Origin of the sequence: Staphylococcus simulans (assembly GCF_002994445.1) — a bacterium.
Classification (GTDB): Bacteria; Bacillota; Bacilli; order Staphylococcales; family Staphylococcaceae; genus Staphylococcus; species Staphylococcus simulans_B.
The window spans coordinates 17,232-37,636 of the sequence record NZ_MRZJ01000005.1; the positions used below are offsets into that span (position 1 = coordinate 17,232).

Genomic DNA, 20,405 nt, shown 5'->3' on the forward strand with positions numbered 1-20,405 from the left:
TTTAGCCTTCTTTCTTAAATAAGTTTTCTGCGCTGATTGTTTCTATTACTCTCACACTGTTATCTAATTGAATAGGAGTATTCTGTTCCACAAGCAAGTAAAATGTGACTGCGAACTTGCGGCAAATATACAACTCTGTTGTTTTATTGTTATGCGCAGATTCCAATAGGAATGCTTGCAGCGCTTGTGCTTCATCCATTGATAAAATACTGCGTGTAATGACCTCATTTAATATTGTACCGACATAAACCGCCGTATCTTCCGGATATTGCGCTAACAATTTTTCACCGATTTCTTGTTTAAAGAAACCAGCCCATGTTTGGATGAGTGCTTCATTATCCAAATATTCTGCTTTAGGCTCATTAGATGTTGCTTCGAATAACTTGGCCATTTCGTCTAAAGCATAGTCATTTTTATATTGTTGAATCGCTTTGATTCTTTGAAGTACTTTTGTTTTAGGCAAGAACGTTTCTTGGCCGGTAAATGTGGACTTTCGAATAAACCATTCATCTGGGATCAATTTTTTTCTTTTCCAGCGATACAGCTGGCCATACGTAATATCGCATTCAACGAGCAAGTCCTTTTTGCTGATTAATTGTTCTGTCATAATTATCCTCCTAGGAATAATGTAACATAACACTGTTGCGTATACGAGTACTTTCTTTCATTTTCGACAGAAAAATAACCTGATTGCTCGCAGTGACGGACTGTCAGCAATCAGGTTATGTATATGCTAGGATTTCTTCCTGCCTTTTAATATCTCCATGATGATAATAATGATACATATAATCATCACAATAGAAATAGCTATTGCGACTATATAACTTAAGCCAACTGTTGCGGCTGCTATCATCTCAATCAGTGCTAATAAACACATCAACGCGACTATGAGTGATATCTTCACAAAGTTCATACTTTCACCCCATCTATCTCTCTTTGGTCTTAATTCCATTATGACGGATACAGTGAGGTGCGACAAAGTATATCCCTTCAAGTATGTGTTTTGTCATACATCATTAACAATTCGGGTAGAAGAACATAAAGCTTTCTTTATTTGTAGAAACACTGTATTATATAGGTATAATAATTATACTAGATAAACAGGAGGGATAGTATGACACTGATTACAGGACATCACCATATCTCAATGTACACAAAAGATGCACGTGAAAATAAACAATTTTACACAGAAGTATTAGGTTTGCGCTTAATCGAAAAATCTGTAAACCAAGATAATCCATCGATGTATCATATCTTCTACGGGGATGAAACAGGTGCACCGGGCACATTATTAACTTTCTTTGAAATGAGTATGCTGGGCAAACATCATTCAGGTACAAACAGTATTGAACGTTTAGTTTTATTAGTACCAGATGAAGCTGCCATCACTTATTTTAAAGCGCGTTTAAGCCAGCATGATGTAGATGCTGAAACAACAACGTACTTAAACCAACCGTCTTTGTCTTTTGAAGATCCAGATGGTTTGAAGTTAGTATTAATGGTTAACGGCGACCATACGATTCCTAAAGTATGGCATTATAATCCGTATACAGATGTACCGAGCGAACATCAAATCTTAGGTATGGGGCCAGTAGAATTGCATTTGCGTAATTTAGCGCCTACCATCGATTTCTTAACAAATGTGTTAGGTTATCAAGCACACCCAAGTGATGAAAATGTATATACACTTGATCAAAGCGGACGTTACAGCGACTTTGTCTTAGTGGAAGAACAAGGCGAAAGTGTTAAACCAGGCCGCGGTTATGTCCATCATATCGCTGTCAGTATCCCGACTGATGAAGCTTTGCAGACGGTACTTGAAAAATTAGATCAATTGCCGGGCAACAACTCTGGTATTATCGACCGTTACTTCTTTAAATCCATCTACTACCGCAACAACAAAATTCTTTATGAATTTGCGACAGAAGCACCTGGCTTCACTGTAGATACTGATGTTAAAAACTTAGGAAGCAAACTGACATTACCTGACTTCCTTGAACATAAACGTGATGAAATCGAACGCCAATTAAAAGAAATTTAATAATTTTACTGCACAAAGCACAGAGGTTTTACTATGGTGCTTTGTGTTTTTTTATGCGCACAGAAAAAGCCTGAAGCAAAGCGCTTCAGACTTTAAAATGATTGTGATTTAATTGGCTGAGTTCTTTAATGATTTTATGACTTTGTGCATTTAACCCTACCACTGTTACGTGATTCTGTTTGTGCTTAAGTTTATTTACGAGATTGTCAATCGCATCTACTGCAGAATCGTCCCATAAGTGTGCTCGGCTTAAATCTATAGTGATTGTCTTATGATGCTGATTCAAATCAATTTGTCCCATCAGACTATCAATCGAAACAAAGAAGATTTGTCCATTAATTGCCAGCTGTACATGATCGCCTTGTTGATGTTGCTGCACGTCCACTTGGGATATCTTTGCAGCAAAGAATAAAGCACTGAAGACAACCCCGACAACTACACCAATTGCTAGATTGTGCGTGAATAAGACGATGATAACTGTCAGCAGCATTACAACAGCGTCTGTTTTCGGAGCATTCTTAATATATTTGAAAGATCCCCAATCAACTGTACCTACAGAAACCATCACCATAATACCTGCTAAAATGGGCATTGGAATTTTAACTACAATATCCCCTAAGACCATAATCATGAACATCAGCATGACTCCTGCAGTCAATGTCGAAAGACGACTGTTGGCACCAGAACGTACGTTGATACCAGATTGTCCAATCATTGCGCAACCGCCCATACCGCCAAATAATCCTGTGATGATGTTCGCAATCCCTTGGCCTCTGGACTCTTTATTCTTGTTCGAATACGTATCTGTATAGTCATCTACAATTTTAGCTGTTAATAAACTTTCTACTAACCCAACAATCGCCATTGAGAGCGCATAAGGGAAAATAATACGTAACGTTTCTAAGTTATAAGGCACATCAGGAATTAAGAAATGCGGTAATTTCTGTTGAATATTGCCTAAATCTCCTACCGTTCTTACATCAGAACCAAATACCATATAAATCGCAGTCAATACGACAATCGCAATCAGCGGTGCGGGTATGCGGATACGCTTAAACAACGGAATGATATATACCATGAGAAGTGTTACAATAACGTAGATATAAGTATGAATCGAAATACCAAAGATATGTTCAAGTTGAGACATGAAGATCATGATACCTAAAGCATTTACGAATCCTATCATGACAGAACGCGGAATAAACTTCATCAAGCGTCCGATTTTAAGTACACCTAAGATAAATTGAATCAGCCCCATTAAGATAGTGGCTGCTAACAAGTACTCTAAACCATGGTCGCGTACTAAAGGTGTAACAACTAAAGCAACAGCACCTGTAGCGCCGGAAATCATGGCTGGACGTCCGCCTGCAATTGCCGTAACAGTCGCAATAATAAACGCAGCGTACAAGCCGACCATAGGATCGACACCTGCGATAATTGAAAAGGCAATTGCTTCAGGGATCAATGCCAAAGCAACAACTAAGCCGGCCATAAAGTTCTTGCCAGGCTGCTGCAGCCATTCTGTTTTAAACGTCTCAAACATAATGAATCTCCTTTACGTGAAATACTACTAAGCAAGTATAACAGAAAAGTTTCATATTTCTATCCCTTTTTGAAACTAATTGACTATAAGTTAGGTGAATATAATGAAATACGGCTATCTCCGTCCTGTAGAAATCAATGATACATGTACCATACAACGCCAAAAAATCCAAAATTATACCGATAAATTCTTTGAAGAAAAGCATGCTGAAGCTAAAAAACGCATTGTATTAGATGAACTGCTGCATACTACACTCAAACCAAACGATACGTTGTATATCACTGACTTGTGTATCCTGGCAGATTCAACACGTCAGCTGTTAGACATATTAGACTTGCTTGAAAAGCAGCACATCTCTTTATATGTCATTAATCTCAATCAAGCACTTACAGGTAATGCTCATCAAAGTTTCCATACACATTTAAAATATTTAACCCAATTTCAAAGTGATGTTGTTAAGTTCAGAACACGTCTCGGTATCGAAAAATATGTTAGAGAAGGCAAGTCTCCTGGACGTCCAAAACGTAATGATCAAAACTTGAAAGATGCGATTGAAATGTACATGTCGAAAAAATATACACTTGATGAAATCAAAGCTAAAACCAATATCAGCCGAGCAACTTTATACAGACATTTAGACCGTTAAAAAGCAGCGTCCTAAGCTTCAAAAACTTGGACGCTGCTTTATTATAATTATAAACAAAAAGGTGGTTATGATAAGCTTTCAAGACACCCTGCAGTCTAGTGTTTAATCAATACATCATGATACTCAGGTGTTTCTTCTAAGACTTTCTTAGCGAATGGGCAAGTCGCCAAAATCTTCACGTTATTTTCACGTGCCCAATTAACACCTGCTTCTACTAATTGTTTACCTACACCTTGACCTTGCAAGCTTTCTCCTACACCTGTATGGTCAATAATAATTTTGTCTTTACCTGTCGGTACGTACGTCATTTCTGCATCGGGTTGTGCTTCAGAATCTCCTACATAGAACTTGTTATTGCCATGTTTTACTTCTGCCATTGTATCAACCTCACTTTATGATTTATTAGATATAAAAACTATACCACTTAGCACTATTTCCAAACATTATACCTTTTCATTCTTAGTTCATTTTACACGTAGATAATTTTTTCAAACCTTTTATATCTGACACCTCACTCTAAAGAACATATAAAAAGGTGGAAATACCTTGAACAATTCTATAAAATTAACATGTAGCTCTACACCATGCATCAAGAGTAAACTATAGATATAGGGAGACAATCAGTTATGTTACAAGCTTTCAAGAGAATCGCAGCAGTAGTAATAACAGCGCTATTAATCACCGCAATCATCATATGCGGTATGATCGCTTATGATAAATATAAACACAGCAGTAATATCGATGCGGCTAAATACTTTGAAAATAAAGATAAGAAAGAACATAAAAAGCAGCCGGAAAAAGAACATAAGAAAAAAGAAGAGCAAAACAACAATCAACAAGATTCAGCAGCACAAGAACAGGTGCACTATGAACAGTCTCAGCAACAACCTGTTTACCAAGCACCTGCACCTCAGCCTAAAGCACAACCTGACTCAAATTCAGAGCCGAAACAAGAAGAAAAAGCTGAAGAGAAACCACAGCCTAAACCAGAACCAAAACCTGAGCCGGCTAAACCTGAACAAGAAAAACCACAACAGGCACCGCCTGCACAAAGCTCAAATCAAAATCAAGATAACAACCATAAATAACAGTTAACGCACATCTTCAAGGTGTGCGTTTTCTATTGCCTGAAGCTTCCTCGACAGTACACACTCTACCTTAACGACACTTCATTTTAGACTGCCATGTTATTTCCCAGGTAATACTACGAGCACTTGTTATACAAGATTTCCTCAAATATTCTAGACAACCCCGGCACTCTTTAATTCCTTGATATAACCCATTAAAAATAGGCAAACACTTGTTGAAAATGTTTGCCTATCATACTAACTATCAAATTTATTCTTCGACTAATAAGTCTTTATCATTTGGATTATCTTCAATGAGTTTCTTCGCAAACCAGCATTTTGCGTCGATTTTCATATTGTTTTCTCTTGCGTATTTTACACCTGCTTGAACTAACTGGTTGCCTACGCCTTGACCTCTTAAACTTGGATCTACCCCTGTATGTGCAATAACCATTACATCACCATTTGGAGTATAATCCATTTCTGCAGTTGGTTTAGATTCATCACCTACATAGAATCTATTATTATTGTGTTTAATTTCAGCCATCTTATTCACCTCATTTAAAGTTGTTCATATATTTATTATACCCGGTTAAGTGTGAAACCAATCGGATTATGCTTAAAGGCTGAATTAGGTATACATATTTTAATTTTCGAAACGAACTTATTGCATATTTACAATTATTTGTTAAGCTATCATAGTGGAAAAATGAAACTCGTGAGAGAAAAATAGGTCTTATGCATCATTTATGTCTTGGCTTTTTCCTTTATAATGAGAAATAGATAGAAAGATTGAGGAGTATCATATTATGGATTATAGAGTATTATTATATTATAAATATGTCACTATTGATGACCCAAAAACTTATGCGGCAGAACATTTAGACTTCTGCAAAGCGCATAATTTAAAAGGCCGTATTTTAGTGTCTACTGAAGGTATCAACGGTACACTTTCAGGCACAAAAGAAGATACGGATGCTTATATTGCACATATGCGTGCAGATGAACGCTTCAAAGATATTACATTCAAGATTGATGAGGCAGAAGGCCATGCATTCAAGAAAATGCATGTACGCCCAAGAAAAGAAATTGTTGCACTGGACTTAGAAAATGATATTGACCCGCGCGAAACAACAGGTAAATATTTATCTCCGGTTGAATTCAGAGAAGCATTACAAGACGATGATACAATCGTTATTGATGCACGTAATGATTATGAATTCGACTTAGGCCATTTCCGCGGTGCAGTACGTCCGAACATTACACGTTTTCGTGACTTGCCAGATTGGATCAAAGAAAACAAAGACATGTTCATGGACAAAAAAATTGTCACTTATTGTACCGGCGGTATCCGCTGTGAAAAATTCTCAGGCTTCTTGCTTAAAGAAGGCTTTGAAGATGTAGCACAATTAGAAGGCGGTATCGCAACTTACGGTAAAGATCCAGAAACACAAGGCGAATTATGGGACGGTAAAATGTACGTCTTTGATGAACGTATCAGTGTAGATGTCAACCAAGTAGAAAAAACAGTCATCGGCAAAGAATGGTTCGACGGTACACCATGTGAACGCTATATCAATTGCAGCGACCCTGACTGCAATAAACAAATCTTAGTTTCAGAAGAAAACGAACACCGTTATTTAGGTGCTTGCTGTAAAGAATGTGCACAGCACGAACGTAATCGCTATGTCGCAAAACACAACATCAGCGATGAGGAAAAAGAAAGACGTCTTAAAAACTTTGATGCATTAGTCACACAATAAGAAATTAAAGATGAGGCAAGGACAAATTCAAAAGTCCTTGCCTCTTTTTTACCATAAACCTCTGATTTCACCTTTAACCTTCAAGGCAATTAAAATCGTCGTATAAGACACTAAAGCAAACATTTGAACCATAAATGAAGTTGAGAAAAATGTTTGTTTTAGACTGCCTTGCAGCGCATAGTCTAACAAACGCCCCATAATAATCAACATTATCAATAGAATTAAGACATACCCATTCATCGCACGTTCCTTTTTATAAGGTACTTGTGGCTTTTTCAACATCATCACCTTCCTCAGTTTCACCCTAGCATATTTTTGTAGTTATTCAGATGTGTGTGCCTACTTGACCCAAACGTATGCCTAACTGTTTGTGGCTTTTACGTGTTAAGTATTTCTGAATAAGTAATCAGTTTAGGTGTCTCTTCTATGAAATGAATGTAGTCTTGAATATCTATATTTTCATCTGCAAATATCACTCTTCCTCCTTCTCTGGTATTATCTTCTTTCAAATGACGCAAACGATGATAACCTGTTTGACTCGTCGCAAAATAACCAGTCGTATAATGTAAATCATCAGATACACAAAGTTCTCCCTTTACATTAGAATTATGCGACAATATCGTCGCAATCGCTAAGGCATCTTGAACTCTATCATTAAGTGCTGCCTCTTCACTATTTTGTTTGAACGCAAATCGCGTTGCACGTACCCCACGTTCATTTGTTTTATCAAGACGCTTACCTGTTTCAGCACATAAAATGACTGCACCTCTGTAACATGTGGTATTTTTGATATAAGACCACCCTTGGTTTAAGGCTTTCTCTGTAATACCGTTTTGACGACATAGTTGTGTTAAATCAGCGTTACTATCTTCAATAATTGAGAGTGCCGGCAGTCTTAAAACAGGTGATGTCACCTTCTCAATCTTTAAGTTCATAAAGTCAGGCTGCCCATTCTGATGAAAGAAACCTTTGCGATAAAAAGTTTGTAATACAACTGGAAGTTCTGAAGCTTCACATAGTGTTTCTGCTCCGCTGATATGGACATCGTGTTGGTTTGCACGCATTTTCACACTATACATGTGTCACCACCCCTTTAACTATATTAAATAATAGCTTGATATCTGCTTCATCAATGTATGTATTCAATGAAATACGTAAGGTCGGAAGCGAAACTGTAGGATAACGAAAATAACTAACCAGTATGCCTTGATCCAACAATGTTTGATAAATATTTTCTGCTTGTTCATGGGTTTTAAATTCAATTGCTTTGATAGGTGTATCTGTAAATATCGAGTCCGCCCATAACGGTTGGAAATAATCATTAAAACAGGCACTAAGACGCTTCAACTTTCCTCTGCTTTTATCAGCATCTAATAACGCCTGATATTTCTGTTTAAGTTGCACCAATACTGCTCCCGGCAAACCGCTAGAGTAAATCACTGCACGTCCTGTATTGATTACGAGTTCTCTAACAATCGAAGGACATAAAATAACACCGCCATACGCTCCCATTCCTTTAGACAAGCTTGCAGTTAAAATATCAACCTTACTATAATCTAAATCTAGCTCTAAGCCGAAGCCATGAGAATCATCTACAAGCAACAATGTATTGGAATGGCGCTCTTTGATTTGAAATAATTCCTTCAAATCTGCTTTGTCACCATCAGTTGAAAATACCGAGTCCGTCACGATCACTTTCGTCATATCATTAGGCAAGTCATCTATAAAATGATCTAAAGCCTTGTAATCCAAATGAGAGTAAATCATTTTATTTAAACCACTTAATTTAATACCATCAATCAAGCTCGCATGGTTCGCCGCATCAGATAAAACTATTACATTTTCTCCCTTAAATATATTAAACACTGCAAGGTTAGCATCATAGCCACTATTTGTTATTAAGCATGCTTCAAATGGTAATGTATCAGCTATGGCCTCTTCAGTTTGCTGATACAAATTATCGTTACCGCTTACTAATCTCGAACTAGATAAATTACAGCGTTCAAAATCTTCAGTATAAGCGAGTGGTAACTGACCCAGTCCCAAATAATCATTCGAAGTGAAATTAATAAAAGTGCGACCTTCCATGGTTATGTATTTTCCTTTTAACTGATCCACTGTTTTTAAAGATCTTAAATTTCCTTGTTGCTGAATACTTTTTAATTTTTGATGAAAGTCCATAAATACCCTCTTTTGTAAGTAATTTTATAGTCGCTACTAATAGAATAAGGGGAACAACCACAATTGTAAACTTTTATATTATATAAGTTTACATATAGTATAAAGAAGTCTCTATAGTCACCCCGCTAGACTTCCACGTCATATTTTCTCACCTATTGTGTTAGTTTTTCTTACCTATTTTTGCACTTTAAAGTGTGACACGCTATGATCTTTTTAAGGAGTGAAGACATCATGAATATCAACGATACTTTATTTATTTTCTTATGTACGCTTTTAGTGTGGTTAATGACACCTGGGTTGAGTTTGTTTTATGGAGGGTTAGTGCAGTCTAAAAATGTTTTAGATACGATTATGCAAAGTATGGCTGCCATTGTGGTTGTGACTGTTGCTTGGATTGTATTAGGTTTTACACTTAGTTTTGCGCCAGGAACATCATGGATCGGCGGACTTCAATATTTCTTTGCGCAGCATGTCGGCTTTTCAACACAAACAGAACTTTCACCGCATATTCCGTTTGCTTTATTTATGATTTTCCAACTTATGTTTTGTACGATTGCTGTTTCAATCTTATCTGGTTCGATTTCTGAGAAGATGAAGTTTTTCCCTTATCTCATTTTTGTCTTTGTTTGGGTCATCTTGGTATATAGTCCTGTCGCACATTGGGTATGGGGCGGCGGTTGGATTGATCGTCTTGGCGCAATTGATTATGCAGGCGGTACAGTTGTACATATTTCATCTGGTGTTTCCGGACTTGTATTAGCTATGATGATTGGCGCAGGACGCACCTTCGATAAAAGACCGCCGCACAATCTGGTTATTAGTTTAATCGGCGCCATCATGGTTTGGCTGGGCTGGTATGGATTTAATGCAGGCAGCGCATACACATTCAATGCAATTGCGATGACTGCGTTTGTCAACACAGTACTCGGCGCAAGTGCAGGTGCGCTTTCTTGGATGGCAATGGAATATCTTACTAAACGTACAACCAGCTTAGTGGGTATGTTATCTGGTGTGTTGGCAGGACTTGTCACCATTACTCCTGCTGCGGGATATGTGCATTTAATCAGTGCATTAATCTTATCTGGTATCGGTGGTATAGGTTGTTTCTTCACCATTAATTATATTAAGGTCAAACTCAACTACAACGACGCTTTAGATGCTTTTGGTTTACATGGTATCGGCGGAATTATCGGTGCTTTATTGACAGGTGTCTTTCAATCCCATCAAATCAATTCTAAAATTGCGGATGGTCTGCTATTAGGAGGCAATTGGTATGCAGTTGTTGTACAGTTCATCGCAGTCGCTGTGACACTGCTCTTCAGTGGTATCATGACCTTCCTTATTGCCAAGATTATTGGACGCTTTAGTGAATTAGGCACAACAGAAGATGAAGAAGAAGTAGGTCTGGATTATATACAACATGGGGAACGTGCTTATTTCTATGGTGAGCTTAACAAATTGAATCACAGATTATAAGGTTTAGTACTTCACCTCGCTATTTTGTCAGAGATAGAATTCAAAAACTTTAAAATTTTATAGATAAAAACATTTTTTACAAAAATTAAAACTACTTGGTCATATAGTGTCACCCCGCCTCTTTCTTTAAGAAGCGGGGTGATTATTTATACGACTTGTGTATGCTGATTTGAAATATGATGATCAAGTTCAAATTTTACTTCGGATGTCACTTTCTTATATTGATAAATAAAGTATGCGACCCATAATAGAGTCAGTACCGCTCCGAGATAATAACTTAATGTTAAATCTAAACCGAATCCGATTTTCTGACTTAAAATATATACAAAGATATTCCAAGTCATGAATGTAGCAGGTACTGCCGCAACCCAGAAGTTCTTCTTCGCAAGCAATAGATACATTGCTCCTACCCATAAAGCTACAACCGCAGTTGTTTGGTTAGCCCATGAGAAGTAGCGCCATAAGATAGTGAAATCAATACGTGTCAATGCGAAACTAACTACGAATAACGGCGCCGCAACCATAATACGTTTCCATAATGAACGCTGATTAACCTTCAAGTAGTCTGCGATAATCATACGTGCACTTCTAAATGATGTATCACCACTAGTAATAGGTAATACAATCACACCTAATACCGCAATTGTACCTAGTACTGATCCTAGTAATAAGTGAGAAGCTTTACTTACTACTAATGCTGCTTCACCTTGTGCTAATACACTTTGTAATCCTTCGTAACCATTGAACAAACTCATACCCGCAGCTGCCCAAATCATCGCAATGACACCTTCTGCGACCATCATGCCGTAGAAGATAAAACGACCGTTCTTTTCATTGTTTGTCGTACGTGAAATAATCGGTGTTTGTGTCGCGTGGAAGCCTGATAACGCACCGCACGTAATTGTGAAGAACAATAATGGGAATATCGGTGCACCATCCGGATGCATATTTTGCAAGCTTAATTCAGGAATATGCGCGCCTGTTTGGATTAAACGAAAGCCCATGCCGATGGCACTGATTAATAATAAGGCGCCGAAAATCGGATAAATACGACCAATAATTTTATCAATCGGCAAAATCGTAGATAGAATATAGTATACGAAGATCACGAAGATAATGATGCCTAACGCAATACGTCCATCCATTAAATTATGTAATAATAAGGCTGGACTTGTAACGAAAACTGTCCCTGTAAGTAGTAATAATAAAATTGAGAAGACATTGACGAAGTGTTTCATCACCTTGCCTAAGAATTTACTCGCAAGTTCCGGTAAATGTGCCCCTTTATTTCGAATAGAAATCATACCCGTTAAATAGTCATGTACCGCTCCTGCAAAGATACATCCTAAGACAATCCATAAGAATGCGACTGGTCCGTATAATGCCCCCATAATCGGACCGAAAATAGGTCCCACCCCTGCAATATTCAGTAATTGAATCAAGGAGTTGGATGATGTCTTCATCGGTAAATAGTCCACATTATCACGCTGATGATGTGCAGGTGTCGGTCTTGCCTCTTTAGGACCGAACATCTTATCAATATACTTCCCATAAGTGAAATAACCTACAATCAGTAAAATGATTGAAACAATAAAAGTAACCATTCCACAATCCCCCTTTTATTTCTCTTTCAGATGCGATTCTAGATGTGTCAACTTTGTGAAAGCGTTTTCTTAATTGAACCACATTTTTCAAATTGTCACAAGATTGTGAAATAGGTAACAGTTATAAGAGTGATACAGCTTATAAAGATCACTCTTAATTATTGCCTTTTTAATTAACAAAACACCCTTTATCTTACTTGTTATTTTTATCATCCTTAGATATTAATATTCGGACGACATTCATCACTACCAACAGTACAACGACTACCGTAGTAACTACGCCATTGATATTGCCTATGCTGATATATGCTATTTTAAAATCAGAATTTATAAATTGAACCACACTGCCTATAATCAAATATGTACTAAGAATCAAAAGGATAATTCTCAAAACTTTCATTATGATTCCCCTTCTCTCTATTCATAGTAGGTTTAATCTATTTTATATCTAATGCTTTTCCTTTCGTTTTTATGTTAACTTAAATAATGAAAGAAATCATTATATACTACTATTTATCATTTTTTAAGAAAGGCTGAAGACATCATGTATTTTTCCTTATTAACTATCTTCTTTATTGTTCTGATTCTCGCATATACAATCTATTGTATTGTTAAACAGAAACCCGTTTACTATGTAGTCATCGGAATCATTATATTTATCATAATTATGTTAATGGATCGCATATTCATTGAGCACGAAAGTCTTGGACAAGCAACCATACATCTATTACCTTCTACTTTTACATTGCTCTTGATTATCACTGGCTATATTGTATATTGCTATCGAAATGAATCTTAAAACACATGATAAAAATGCCTCGTACCGTTTGAGATACGAGGCATTCAGTCTATTTATATGATTTCACAATTTATTGTTCTTTATCATTAGTTTTTGTGTCGTTGGCTGCTTCTTCTTTCTCGATTTCTTTTTCACGTTTCTCTAATGGAATAGAGTAGTCTGTATCGTCATCGATATAAGACATTTGGAAGTGTTTGGTGTGTTCTCTGCGCAATGCACGCATGATAGACACAATCATGAGTATCAGAATAATCGAGAATGGCAAGCCTGTCACAAGTGATGCAGTCTGCAGACTTGTCAGTCCGCCCGCAATGGTCATTGTGACTGAGATAGCACCGATAAGCAGACCCCAAATAACTTTGTCTTTTATATTCGGATTATCTACACCGCCCGTAGCCATACTTGCGACAATATGTGTCGTAGAGTCGGCACTTGTGACGATAAAGATGAAGATAAGTGCGATTGCTAAAATACTTGTAATATCTGAGATTGGGAATTGTTTTAACAACTCGAACAATGCGACTGAGTAATCTTTGTCTACAATCTTTTCAATTCCAGTATTTTGCGTTAATGCAATCTTAAGTGCAGTACCGCCGAAACCTGCAATCCATGTAAATGAAATTAATGGCGGAATGATTAATACGCCGATAACGAATTCACGAATAGTACGTCCTCTTGATACACGTGCAACGAAACCACCGATAAACGGCGACCACGCAATTACCCATGCCCAATAGAAGACTGTCCATTTTTGAACCCATCCGTTCTCTCCTGAATATGGATTCACACGTAAACTGTATTCAATAAAGTGACGTAAGTAATCACCGATAGCTAATGTATAAGACTCTAATACGAATTTTAAGTCTCCGAAGATTAAGATAAAGATTAATAAAATAGCACCAAGGCCGATATTAATATTACTTAACCATTTCACACCGCGGTTTAGACCGGTTAAAGCTGAACCTAGGAAGATACATACCATTAATACTGTAATCGCAACTTTGGTTACGTTTGTATTCGGTACATTAAATACATGATGTAAACCACCGCTGATTTGCATAATACCTAAACCGATTGATGTCGCAATCCCCATTACTGTTGCGATAATCGCTAAAATATCAATCAGATTACGAACAGGTCTAGGATACGCTTCACCGAATACCGGTTCCATCGCTGTTGAAATTAATCCGTTACGCTTTTTACGGAATTGGAAATAAGCTACTACTAAACCTGCCATAGCGAAAATCGACCATTGAGAGATACCCCAGTGGAAGAATGTATAGCCCATGGCTAAACGTGCCGATTCTTCTGACTGATCTTTCACTGTTCCTGGGAATGGCGAATGCAAGAAGTGTGTTAAAGGCTCTGCGACACCCCAGAAGACAATACCGACACCTAGTCCTGCTGAGAATAACATCCCGATCCAAGACATAAATGAGAATTCCGGTTCAGAATCATCTGCGCCAAGTTTGAAACGTCCGAAACGTGATACGGCTAACGAAATTAAGAAGATATCCAGTACAACGATAATGACTAAGAAGAGCCAGCCGAATGTCCCTGCAATCACGTCATACGTACTTTGTGCATATTTACCGAAGAGTTTTGGGAAAATTCCCGCAACCAATGTTGCTAGCAGGATAATACCTACCGAAGTGAAATAAACTATATTTCTATGTTTTTCTTTCCTGGTTTTCATGTTGAATTATAAATCCCCTTCCCGCTTGCTCAAACAAGCGTTTGTTTAATTAAAACACAAACAGAAGATAATCACAATTCGTCATTAAAAATATTTTGACTATTATTTAATTGATTACATGAATGTTTAAAAGGAGTTATTAGCACATTGCTTATTAACACTAATCAGTATTGTAGCAACGCTTATTATTCCCCATCTCAGTTTATATCTATTTTTATAATTATCCTCTTTAAGATTTATATATTTAAAATATCTATGATTTATTGTTGATTTTTGAAAATTGTGATAAATTATTAGAAAATTGAATATTTTTAAACAAAGGGGGATTTTTATGCGAAGATTGGGGTGCTTCGTGTTAATTTTGACAGTACTTTTAGCAAGCTGCGGCAAGCAAGATGATGAAAAGCAGTCTGCTTCTAAAGACTTTCCGAATCAAACAGTAGAGATTGTTGCGCCAGCATCGCCTGGCGGCGGTTGGGATACAACAGCTCGTGCGATTCAAAAAGTCATGTTAGATGAAAATCTGACAAAGCAAAACATCACCGTGATTAATAAACCTGGCGGGGGCGGTGAAGTCGGTTGGCAATATTTAAAATCTCGCTCGCCGAATACTGTCGCAATCAACTCTAGTTTATTGCTTTCAAACAAAGAACTAGGACTCAGCGATTTAAGTGAAGATGATTTCACACCGATTGCTATATTGGCAACAGAATGGATCAGCTTAACAGCTTCTAATAAGTCCAATTTGAATTCTGGTAAAGAAGTCATGGACAAGCTGAAGAAGGATCCGAAATCCTTAACCATCGGTGTCGCACCAGGCCTTGGCAACAATGACCATCTTGCTTTTGTACAAGCCGCTAAACAATACGGTGTGGATGTCGATCAATTAGACTTCCTCGTCTATAAAAGCGGTGGCGATTTACAGACAGCATTGCTAGGAGGACATGTCGATGTAGCTTCTACTGCAGTTTCAGAAGTAAAGGAGCAGCATCAAGTACATAAACTCAAAATGTTGGCAGTTTCATCAAAGAAACGTATTAAAGGGATTAAAGACGTACCTACATGGCAAGAACAAGGCGTCGATATGGTCTTCCCGCACTGGCGCGGTGTCATGGGCACAAAAGATATGACCAAAGAAGAACGTGCTTATTGGGATAAGACTATGCGCAAAGTTGTCCGTTCTAAAGGATGGCAAGATTTACGCAAAAACAATGATTGGGACAATTTCTATAAAGACAGCTATGAATCTGAAAAGTTCTTAAAAGAACAACGCAAAAAATATGATCAGCTCATTAAAGATGCTGGATTTTAAGGAGGACATTGTATGGCACGGCTCTTACCACCGATTCTCCTTACATTGTTAGGGATTATTTATCTGGTACTGACACTTAATGTACAACGGTCTCGTATCGGCGACCCGAACAGTCCGATGTACTTTCCGTTACTCGTTGCGACGCTGCTCATTGTGATGAGTGTGATTTATTTCTTCCAAGAATATAAACGTCGCCATGAGCACTTTGAGATTCTCGATTTATTACTTCAAAAGAAAACACTGATTCGTTTAGGCGCAACGATTGTGATGATTATTATTTATGCTTTAATATTCGAACGCTTAGGTTTCTTAATTTCGACTATCCTCTTCTTAGGAGGCGTGTTGTTTTTAATTAATGGGGTGAAACACTGGCTTCAAAATATTATTGTTGCGCTCGTATTTTCAGGAATTACATGGTATACCTTCTCGCAATTATTAGATGTGAGTTTACCATAAGACAAGGGGGAGCAATATGGGAGATATCAACACTTTCTTAGAGGGTCTCACAACTGCCTTTCACCCCATGAATTTGCTTTGGGTATTGATTGGCGGTTTCTTAGGGACAATAGTAGGCATGCTGCCGGGGTTAGGACCTGCAACTGCAGTTGCGGTCTTGATTCCTGTCACGTTCGGCATGGAACCGGTAAGTGCCTTGATTTTAATGATTGCGATTTATTATGGGGCGATGTATGGGGGATCGCGCAGTTCCATCTTGTTAAATACACCAGGTGATGGTTCCGCAATCGCATCAACATTTGATGGGTATCCGATGACGAAGAATGGAGAAGCGGGTAAAGCATTAACGATTTCTGCAGTGGCATCATTAATTGGCGGGATTGTCGCAGTTATCGGCTTTATCTTTCTCGCCAAACCCTTATCCGACTTCTCGCTTCAATTCGGGCCAAGAGAATACTTCGTCTTATTCTTATTTACACTATCAACCATTGTGTCACTTTCAATTGGTAAGATGGTAAAAGGTTTTATTGCGACTGCCATCGGCTTAATGGTCAGTACGGTAGGTGTCGATTTACAGACAAGTGTTTACCGCTTCACTTTCGATATCCCTCACCTGAGCGAAGGTATCAACTTCTTAGTTGTTATCATCGGTGTCTATGCAGTCGCAGAAGTTCTATACAATTATATGCATCTAGAAGCTTTAAAGCCGCCTGATGCCAAACTAGGCGCTATGAAACTGACTAAAACAGATTGGAAGCGTACATGGTGGACTATGTTAAGACAAAGTCCTTTAGGCTTTGTGATCGGCGTCTTACCTGGTGCCGGAGGTTCTATAGCATCTATGCTAAGTTATTCTACAGAACGCCAAGTCAACAAGAACGGCAAAGACTTCGGTAAAGGTGCTATTGAGGGTGTTGCCGCACCAGAAGCATCCAACAACGCCGCTTCTGTCGGTGCTTTGATTCCCTTACTGACAATGGGCGTGCCGGGTTCAGGTACAACCGCTGTTATTTTAGGCGCAGTCATTATGTTAGGACTCCAGCCAGGACCGCTTCTCTTTGAGAACGAACCAGAAACCATTTGGACATTAATCAACAGTATGTTCATCGGCAACATCTTCTTAGTCATCATCAACATTGCTTTAATCGGTTTATTACTTAAAATCTTGCGTACACCGCCTAAAGTCTTGTATCCGATTATTTTAGTACTCGCATACTTAGGAACTTATACATTAGGCTACAGTGTCGTAGATTTCTATATCTTATTAGTTTTCGGTTTACTCGGCTTAGGCTTAAAACTGTTAGACTTCCCGATGGCACCATTAATACTCGCAGCCATTGTCGGATCAGATATGGAACAAAACTTCCGTAAAAGTTTAATCACCAGCAACAACAACATATTCGATATCTTCTTTGGTTCACCGATTAGTATCGTACTGACAATCATGACCATACTTTCACTCACTTATCCATTGATACTTAAGTTCATGAAACGCAAGAAGAAAGCGGCATAATAAAACATCGGCCTGTAAAAAGGTCGATGTTTTTGTATCTCTATACCATGCTCATCTATATCTATCCAATTTGATTTCCAATCGAAACTTACGAAAACTTCATTAAATCCATCTAATTTTAACTGTACAACCTATTTTTACTGTGAGATTATTATTTTGAGATAGAAACCTGACTTCAACATCTCAAATACAAAAATGTAGGTGAAGAATATGGATCTAATTAACAGTTCAACACAAAAAAATGCATTTCAACCTGTTCCTCAAGAACAAAGAACGATGGCTATGTTACTATGGCTTTTAAACATTTTCACTGGATTAATCGGCCCGCTCATCATCTGGCTTATCAAAAAGGATGAATCTCCTTTCATCAATCAACAAGGTAAAAACTATTGGAATTACGTTATCAGTTATTTTATTTACGGAATCGTAGCCACATTACTTTGTTTCATATTGATTGGATTCCTTATCCTTCCAATTCTTGTTATTGCTTCAACAGTTTATTCCATCATCGCTATTGTTAAAACGAATCAAGGCGAAGACTATGAAGTACCACTATCAATCAGATTTATTAAATAGAATTCGAAGAATTCAATTTACAAATTATTTCTTTAAATTATTTACCCACCACAAATGGTGGAGAACCTAAAATAAAGCACCCGACTCCTATGACTACTTAGGAATCAGGTGCTATTGCTTAATATATAATTACAGGGGGTTGGGATAATATGTTATATATCAGCTGAAGGAATGGATTTTCCCTCTTTTAATGGCAGTTAAGACATTGATGTCTTCGTCTACGATGATAATATCTGCATCTTTGCCTGCTTTAATACTGCCTTTTTGATCATCAATTTTAAGGGCTTTCGCTTGGTTCAAACTTGTTGTTCTCCATGCGTTTTCCAGGCTGTCTCCTGTGAACGCCAACAAGTTTTTAAGCCCTAGGTTCATTTTCAATATACTTCCGGCAAGGGAACCGGTTTTCAATCTAGCTTCTTTTCCTTTTACAACAACTGTTTGTCCGCCAAGATCGTATTCTCCTTCAGGCATACCTTTAGCACGCATTGCATCAGTGATGACATAAAAGCGTTCATTGCCTTTCATTTTGTAGGCAATTTTAATAGATGCCGGATGAGAGTGGACGCCATCTACAATAAGTTCAGTGTTCAAATCATCATTCGTCCATGCGGCACCAAAATCACCAGGGGCACGGTGCAAGAATGGTGTTCCCGCATTATAAAGATGTGTAATGTGTTTAGCGCCTTTTGATACAGCATCATTCACTTGATCGAAGTCCGCAGTAGTATGGCCGATTGAGAAAATAATGTCATCTTTAAATGCCTCTAACATGACATCAGCGCCTTCAACTTCTGGAGCAAAAGTGATGACTTTGATTTTACCATGTGCAGTATCTTGGAAATGTTTAAGTTTTTCAACACTAGGTCGTTGCACGTAGGCTGGATTTTGTGCACCGATTTTATGTTCTGAAATAAATGGTCCTTCTAAATGGATCCCTACAATTTCCGCTGCATCATGGCCGTTTTGCTGATCTGCATATTCTACGATAGATTCTAATGCTTTAGTGATATTTTCCTCTGACTGTGTCATAGTGGTCGCTAGGAACGATGTTGTGCCTTCAGATAATAAGTTCTGTGCTAAATGTTCTAATCCTTCGACTGATGCATCCATTGCATCATTGCCATATCCGCCGTGGATATGAATATCGATAAAGCCTGGGAGTAAGATTTTGCCTTCGGCATCATGTTGTGTCAATGGACCTGTATATGTGCCATCGCTGATTTCTGCGATTTTGCCGTCTTTAATATGCACATAACCTGATTCAATCACTCTATCTTCACTATAAATCTTAGCATTGCCAATTACATATTCTGACATTTGATTACCTTCTTATTCATTATCTAGTAATAAATCATTCACTTTTACAATATACTCTTTCGTTTTGCTGATGATGTCTGTGTCTTCGCCAAGCTGTTGGCCATTTACATAAGTAATTACCATTGGAAGGCTCATACCTGCATACAAATCAAACTGCTGACCTTGAAGCAATAATTTTGCTGCTGCGTTCGCAGGTGTGCCGCCAAGCAAATCCGCAAAGACTGTTACATCTTCTGATTCTGCAAGTTCTGCTGAAAGCTTGTTTTGAAAATCTTCAGCACTTTCATGCGGTAATAATGGAACTGGAACGATATCAGGCTGATCGCCTAAAATCATTTCTGTACTTTCTTTTAATCCTTCGCAAAATGCGCCGTGACTAATTAAAATTAACTTTTTCATCTATAGTTATCCACCT

The 20,405-nt window shown here is 37.8% G+C and carries 21 protein-coding genes; 9 read left to right on the top strand and 12 right to left on the bottom strand.

Going from position 1 to position 20,405, the window contains the following annotated elements; all coding sequences use genetic code 11:
- Position 1: 1 nt before the first annotated feature.
- Both C7N65_RS07820 and C7N65_RS07825 read right to left on the bottom strand, forming a co-directional pair.
- Positions 2-607, bottom strand: coding sequence for a DUF4004 family protein (locus C7N65_RS07820; RefSeq protein WP_105993922.1), 606 nt, complete (start codon positions 605-607; stop codon positions 2-4).
- Between the two features lie 126 nt (positions 608-733).
- Positions 734-913 carry a hypothetical protein gene (locus C7N65_RS07825; protein ID WP_105993923.1) on the bottom strand — a complete coding sequence of 60 codons (180 nt, stop codon included), beginning with the start codon at positions 911-913 and terminating at the stop codon, positions 734-736.
- A gap of 201 nt (positions 914-1,114) precedes the next feature.
- Between C7N65_RS07825 and C7N65_RS07830 the strand changes: the two genes are divergently transcribed.
- Positions 1,115-2,041 (top strand): VOC family protein, encoded by a 927-nt coding sequence (locus C7N65_RS07830; RefSeq protein ID WP_105993924.1) that lies wholly within the window; start codon positions 1,115-1,117, stop codon positions 2,039-2,041.
- A gap of 85 nt (positions 2,042-2,126) precedes the next feature.
- Here C7N65_RS07830 and C7N65_RS07835 read toward each other — a convergent pair whose 3' ends face one another.
- Complete coding sequence (locus C7N65_RS07835) at positions 2,127-3,584, bottom strand: SulP family inorganic anion transporter (protein ID WP_105993925.1); 1,458 nt, start codon at positions 3,582-3,584, stop codon at positions 2,127-2,129.
- Positions 3,585-3,687: 103 nt separating this feature from the next.
- On the opposite strand from C7N65_RS07835, the gene C7N65_RS07840 reads away from it, so the two are divergent.
- Positions 3,688-4,230 (top strand): recombinase family protein, encoded by a 543-nt coding sequence (locus C7N65_RS07840; protein ID WP_105993926.1) that lies wholly within the window; start codon positions 3,688-3,690, stop codon positions 4,228-4,230.
- A gap of 95 nt (positions 4,231-4,325) precedes the next feature.
- Here C7N65_RS07840 and C7N65_RS07845 read toward each other — a convergent pair whose 3' ends face one another.
- The gene (locus C7N65_RS07845) at positions 4,326-4,607 is read right to left on the bottom strand and encodes a GNAT family N-acetyltransferase (protein ID WP_105993927.1); all 282 of its coding nucleotides are present in this window, start codon (positions 4,605-4,607) and stop codon (positions 4,326-4,328) included.
- 249 nt (positions 4,608-4,856) lie between these two features.
- On the opposite strand from C7N65_RS07845, the gene C7N65_RS07850 reads away from it, so the two are divergent.
- Positions 4,857-5,318 (top strand): hypothetical protein, encoded by a 462-nt coding sequence (locus C7N65_RS07850; RefSeq protein ID WP_105993928.1) that lies wholly within the window; start codon positions 4,857-4,859, stop codon positions 5,316-5,318.
- Positions 5,319-5,568: 250 nt separating this feature from the next.
- Here the strand turns inward: C7N65_RS07850 and C7N65_RS07855 are convergent, their stop codons facing one another.
- Positions 5,569-5,844, bottom strand: a complete 276-nt coding sequence (locus tag C7N65_RS07855; protein ID WP_105993929.1) for a GNAT family N-acetyltransferase — start codon at positions 5,842-5,844, stop codon at positions 5,569-5,571.
- A gap of 262 nt (positions 5,845-6,106) precedes the next feature.
- Here C7N65_RS07855 and C7N65_RS07860 point away from each other — a divergent pair, with 262 nt between their 5' ends.
- Positions 6,107-7,060, top strand: a complete 954-nt coding sequence (locus C7N65_RS07860) for a rhodanese-related sulfurtransferase (RefSeq protein WP_105993930.1) — start codon at positions 6,107-6,109, stop codon at positions 7,058-7,060.
- A 48-nt stretch (positions 7,061-7,108) separates the two neighbouring features.
- On the opposite strand, the gene C7N65_RS07865 is transcribed toward C7N65_RS07860, so the two are convergent.
- The 3 genes from C7N65_RS07865 to C7N65_RS07875 form a co-directional block, all read right to left on the bottom strand.
- Positions 7,109-7,339, bottom strand: a complete 231-nt coding sequence (locus C7N65_RS07865) for a hypothetical protein (protein WP_158698111.1) — start codon at positions 7,337-7,339, stop codon at positions 7,109-7,111.
- Positions 7,340-7,437: 98 nt separating this feature from the next.
- Positions 7,438-8,139: a 6-carboxyhexanoate--CoA ligase gene (locus tag C7N65_RS07870; RefSeq protein ID WP_105993932.1), complete on the bottom strand. Its 702-nt coding sequence runs from the start codon at positions 8,137-8,139 to the stop codon at positions 7,438-7,440.
- Positions 8,132-9,241 carry an aminotransferase class I/II-fold pyridoxal phosphate-dependent enzyme gene (locus C7N65_RS07875; RefSeq protein ID WP_105993933.1) on the bottom strand — a complete coding sequence of 370 codons (1,110 nt, stop codon included), beginning with the start codon at positions 9,239-9,241 and terminating at the stop codon, positions 8,132-8,134. Before C7N65_RS07875 ends, C7N65_RS07870 begins: the two co-directional genes overlap by 8 nt.
- Positions 9,242-9,472: 231 nt before the next feature.
- Here C7N65_RS07875 and C7N65_RS07880 point away from each other — a divergent pair, with 231 nt between their 5' ends.
- Positions 9,473-10,717 (top strand): ammonium transporter, encoded by a 1,245-nt coding sequence (locus C7N65_RS07880; protein WP_105993934.1) that lies wholly within the window; start codon positions 9,473-9,475, stop codon positions 10,715-10,717.
- 146 nt (positions 10,718-10,863) lie between these two features.
- Here the strand turns inward: C7N65_RS07880 and C7N65_RS07885 are convergent, their stop codons facing one another.
- Together C7N65_RS07885 and C7N65_RS07895 are read right to left on the bottom strand one after the other, a co-directional pair.
- Positions 10,864-12,321, bottom strand: a complete 1,458-nt coding sequence (locus C7N65_RS07885) for a carbon starvation protein A (RefSeq protein WP_105993935.1) — start codon at positions 12,319-12,321, stop codon at positions 10,864-10,866.
- An 869-nt stretch (positions 12,322-13,190) separates the two neighbouring features.
- The gene (locus C7N65_RS07895; RefSeq protein ID WP_105993937.1) at positions 13,191-14,816 is read right to left on the bottom strand and encodes a BCCT family transporter; all 1,626 of its coding nucleotides are present in this window, start codon (positions 14,814-14,816) and stop codon (positions 13,191-13,193) included.
- A 331-nt stretch (positions 14,817-15,147) separates the two neighbouring features.
- On the opposite strand from C7N65_RS07895, the gene C7N65_RS07900 reads away from it, so the two are divergent.
- From C7N65_RS07900 to C7N65_RS07915, 4 genes are all read left to right on the top strand, one after another.
- Positions 15,148-16,128, top strand: coding sequence for a tripartite tricarboxylate transporter substrate binding protein (locus C7N65_RS07900; protein ID WP_105993938.1), 981 nt, complete (start codon positions 15,148-15,150; stop codon positions 16,126-16,128).
- A gap of 12 nt (positions 16,129-16,140) precedes the next feature.
- Entirely contained in the window at positions 16,141-16,584 is a 444-nt protein-coding gene (locus tag C7N65_RS07905) for a tripartite tricarboxylate transporter TctB family protein (RefSeq protein ID WP_105993939.1), read from the top strand.
- 16 nt (positions 16,585-16,600) lie between these two features.
- The gene (locus tag C7N65_RS07910) at positions 16,601-18,097 is read left to right on the top strand and encodes a tripartite tricarboxylate transporter permease (RefSeq protein WP_105993940.1); all 1,497 of its coding nucleotides are present in this window, start codon (positions 16,601-16,603) and stop codon (positions 18,095-18,097) included.
- A gap of 210 nt (positions 18,098-18,307) precedes the next feature.
- Complete coding sequence (locus tag C7N65_RS07915) at positions 18,308-18,673, top strand: DUF4870 domain-containing protein (RefSeq protein WP_105993941.1); 366 nt, start codon at positions 18,308-18,310, stop codon at positions 18,671-18,673.
- A 159-nt stretch (positions 18,674-18,832) separates the two neighbouring features.
- Here C7N65_RS07915 and nagA read toward each other — a convergent pair whose 3' ends face one another.
- Together nagA and C7N65_RS07925 are read right to left on the bottom strand one after the other, a co-directional pair.
- Positions 18,833-19,990 (bottom strand): N-acetylglucosamine-6-phosphate deacetylase, encoded by a 1,158-nt coding sequence (gene nagA, locus C7N65_RS07920; RefSeq protein ID WP_105993942.1) that lies wholly within the window; start codon positions 19,988-19,990, stop codon positions 18,833-18,835.
- A gap of 12 nt (positions 19,991-20,002) precedes the next feature.
- A complete protein-coding gene (locus C7N65_RS07925) occupies positions 20,003-20,389 on the bottom strand; it encodes a PTS sugar transporter subunit IIA (protein WP_105993943.1) in 387 nt (128 codons plus the stop codon).
- Between the last annotated feature and the right edge of the window lie 16 nt (positions 20,390-20,405).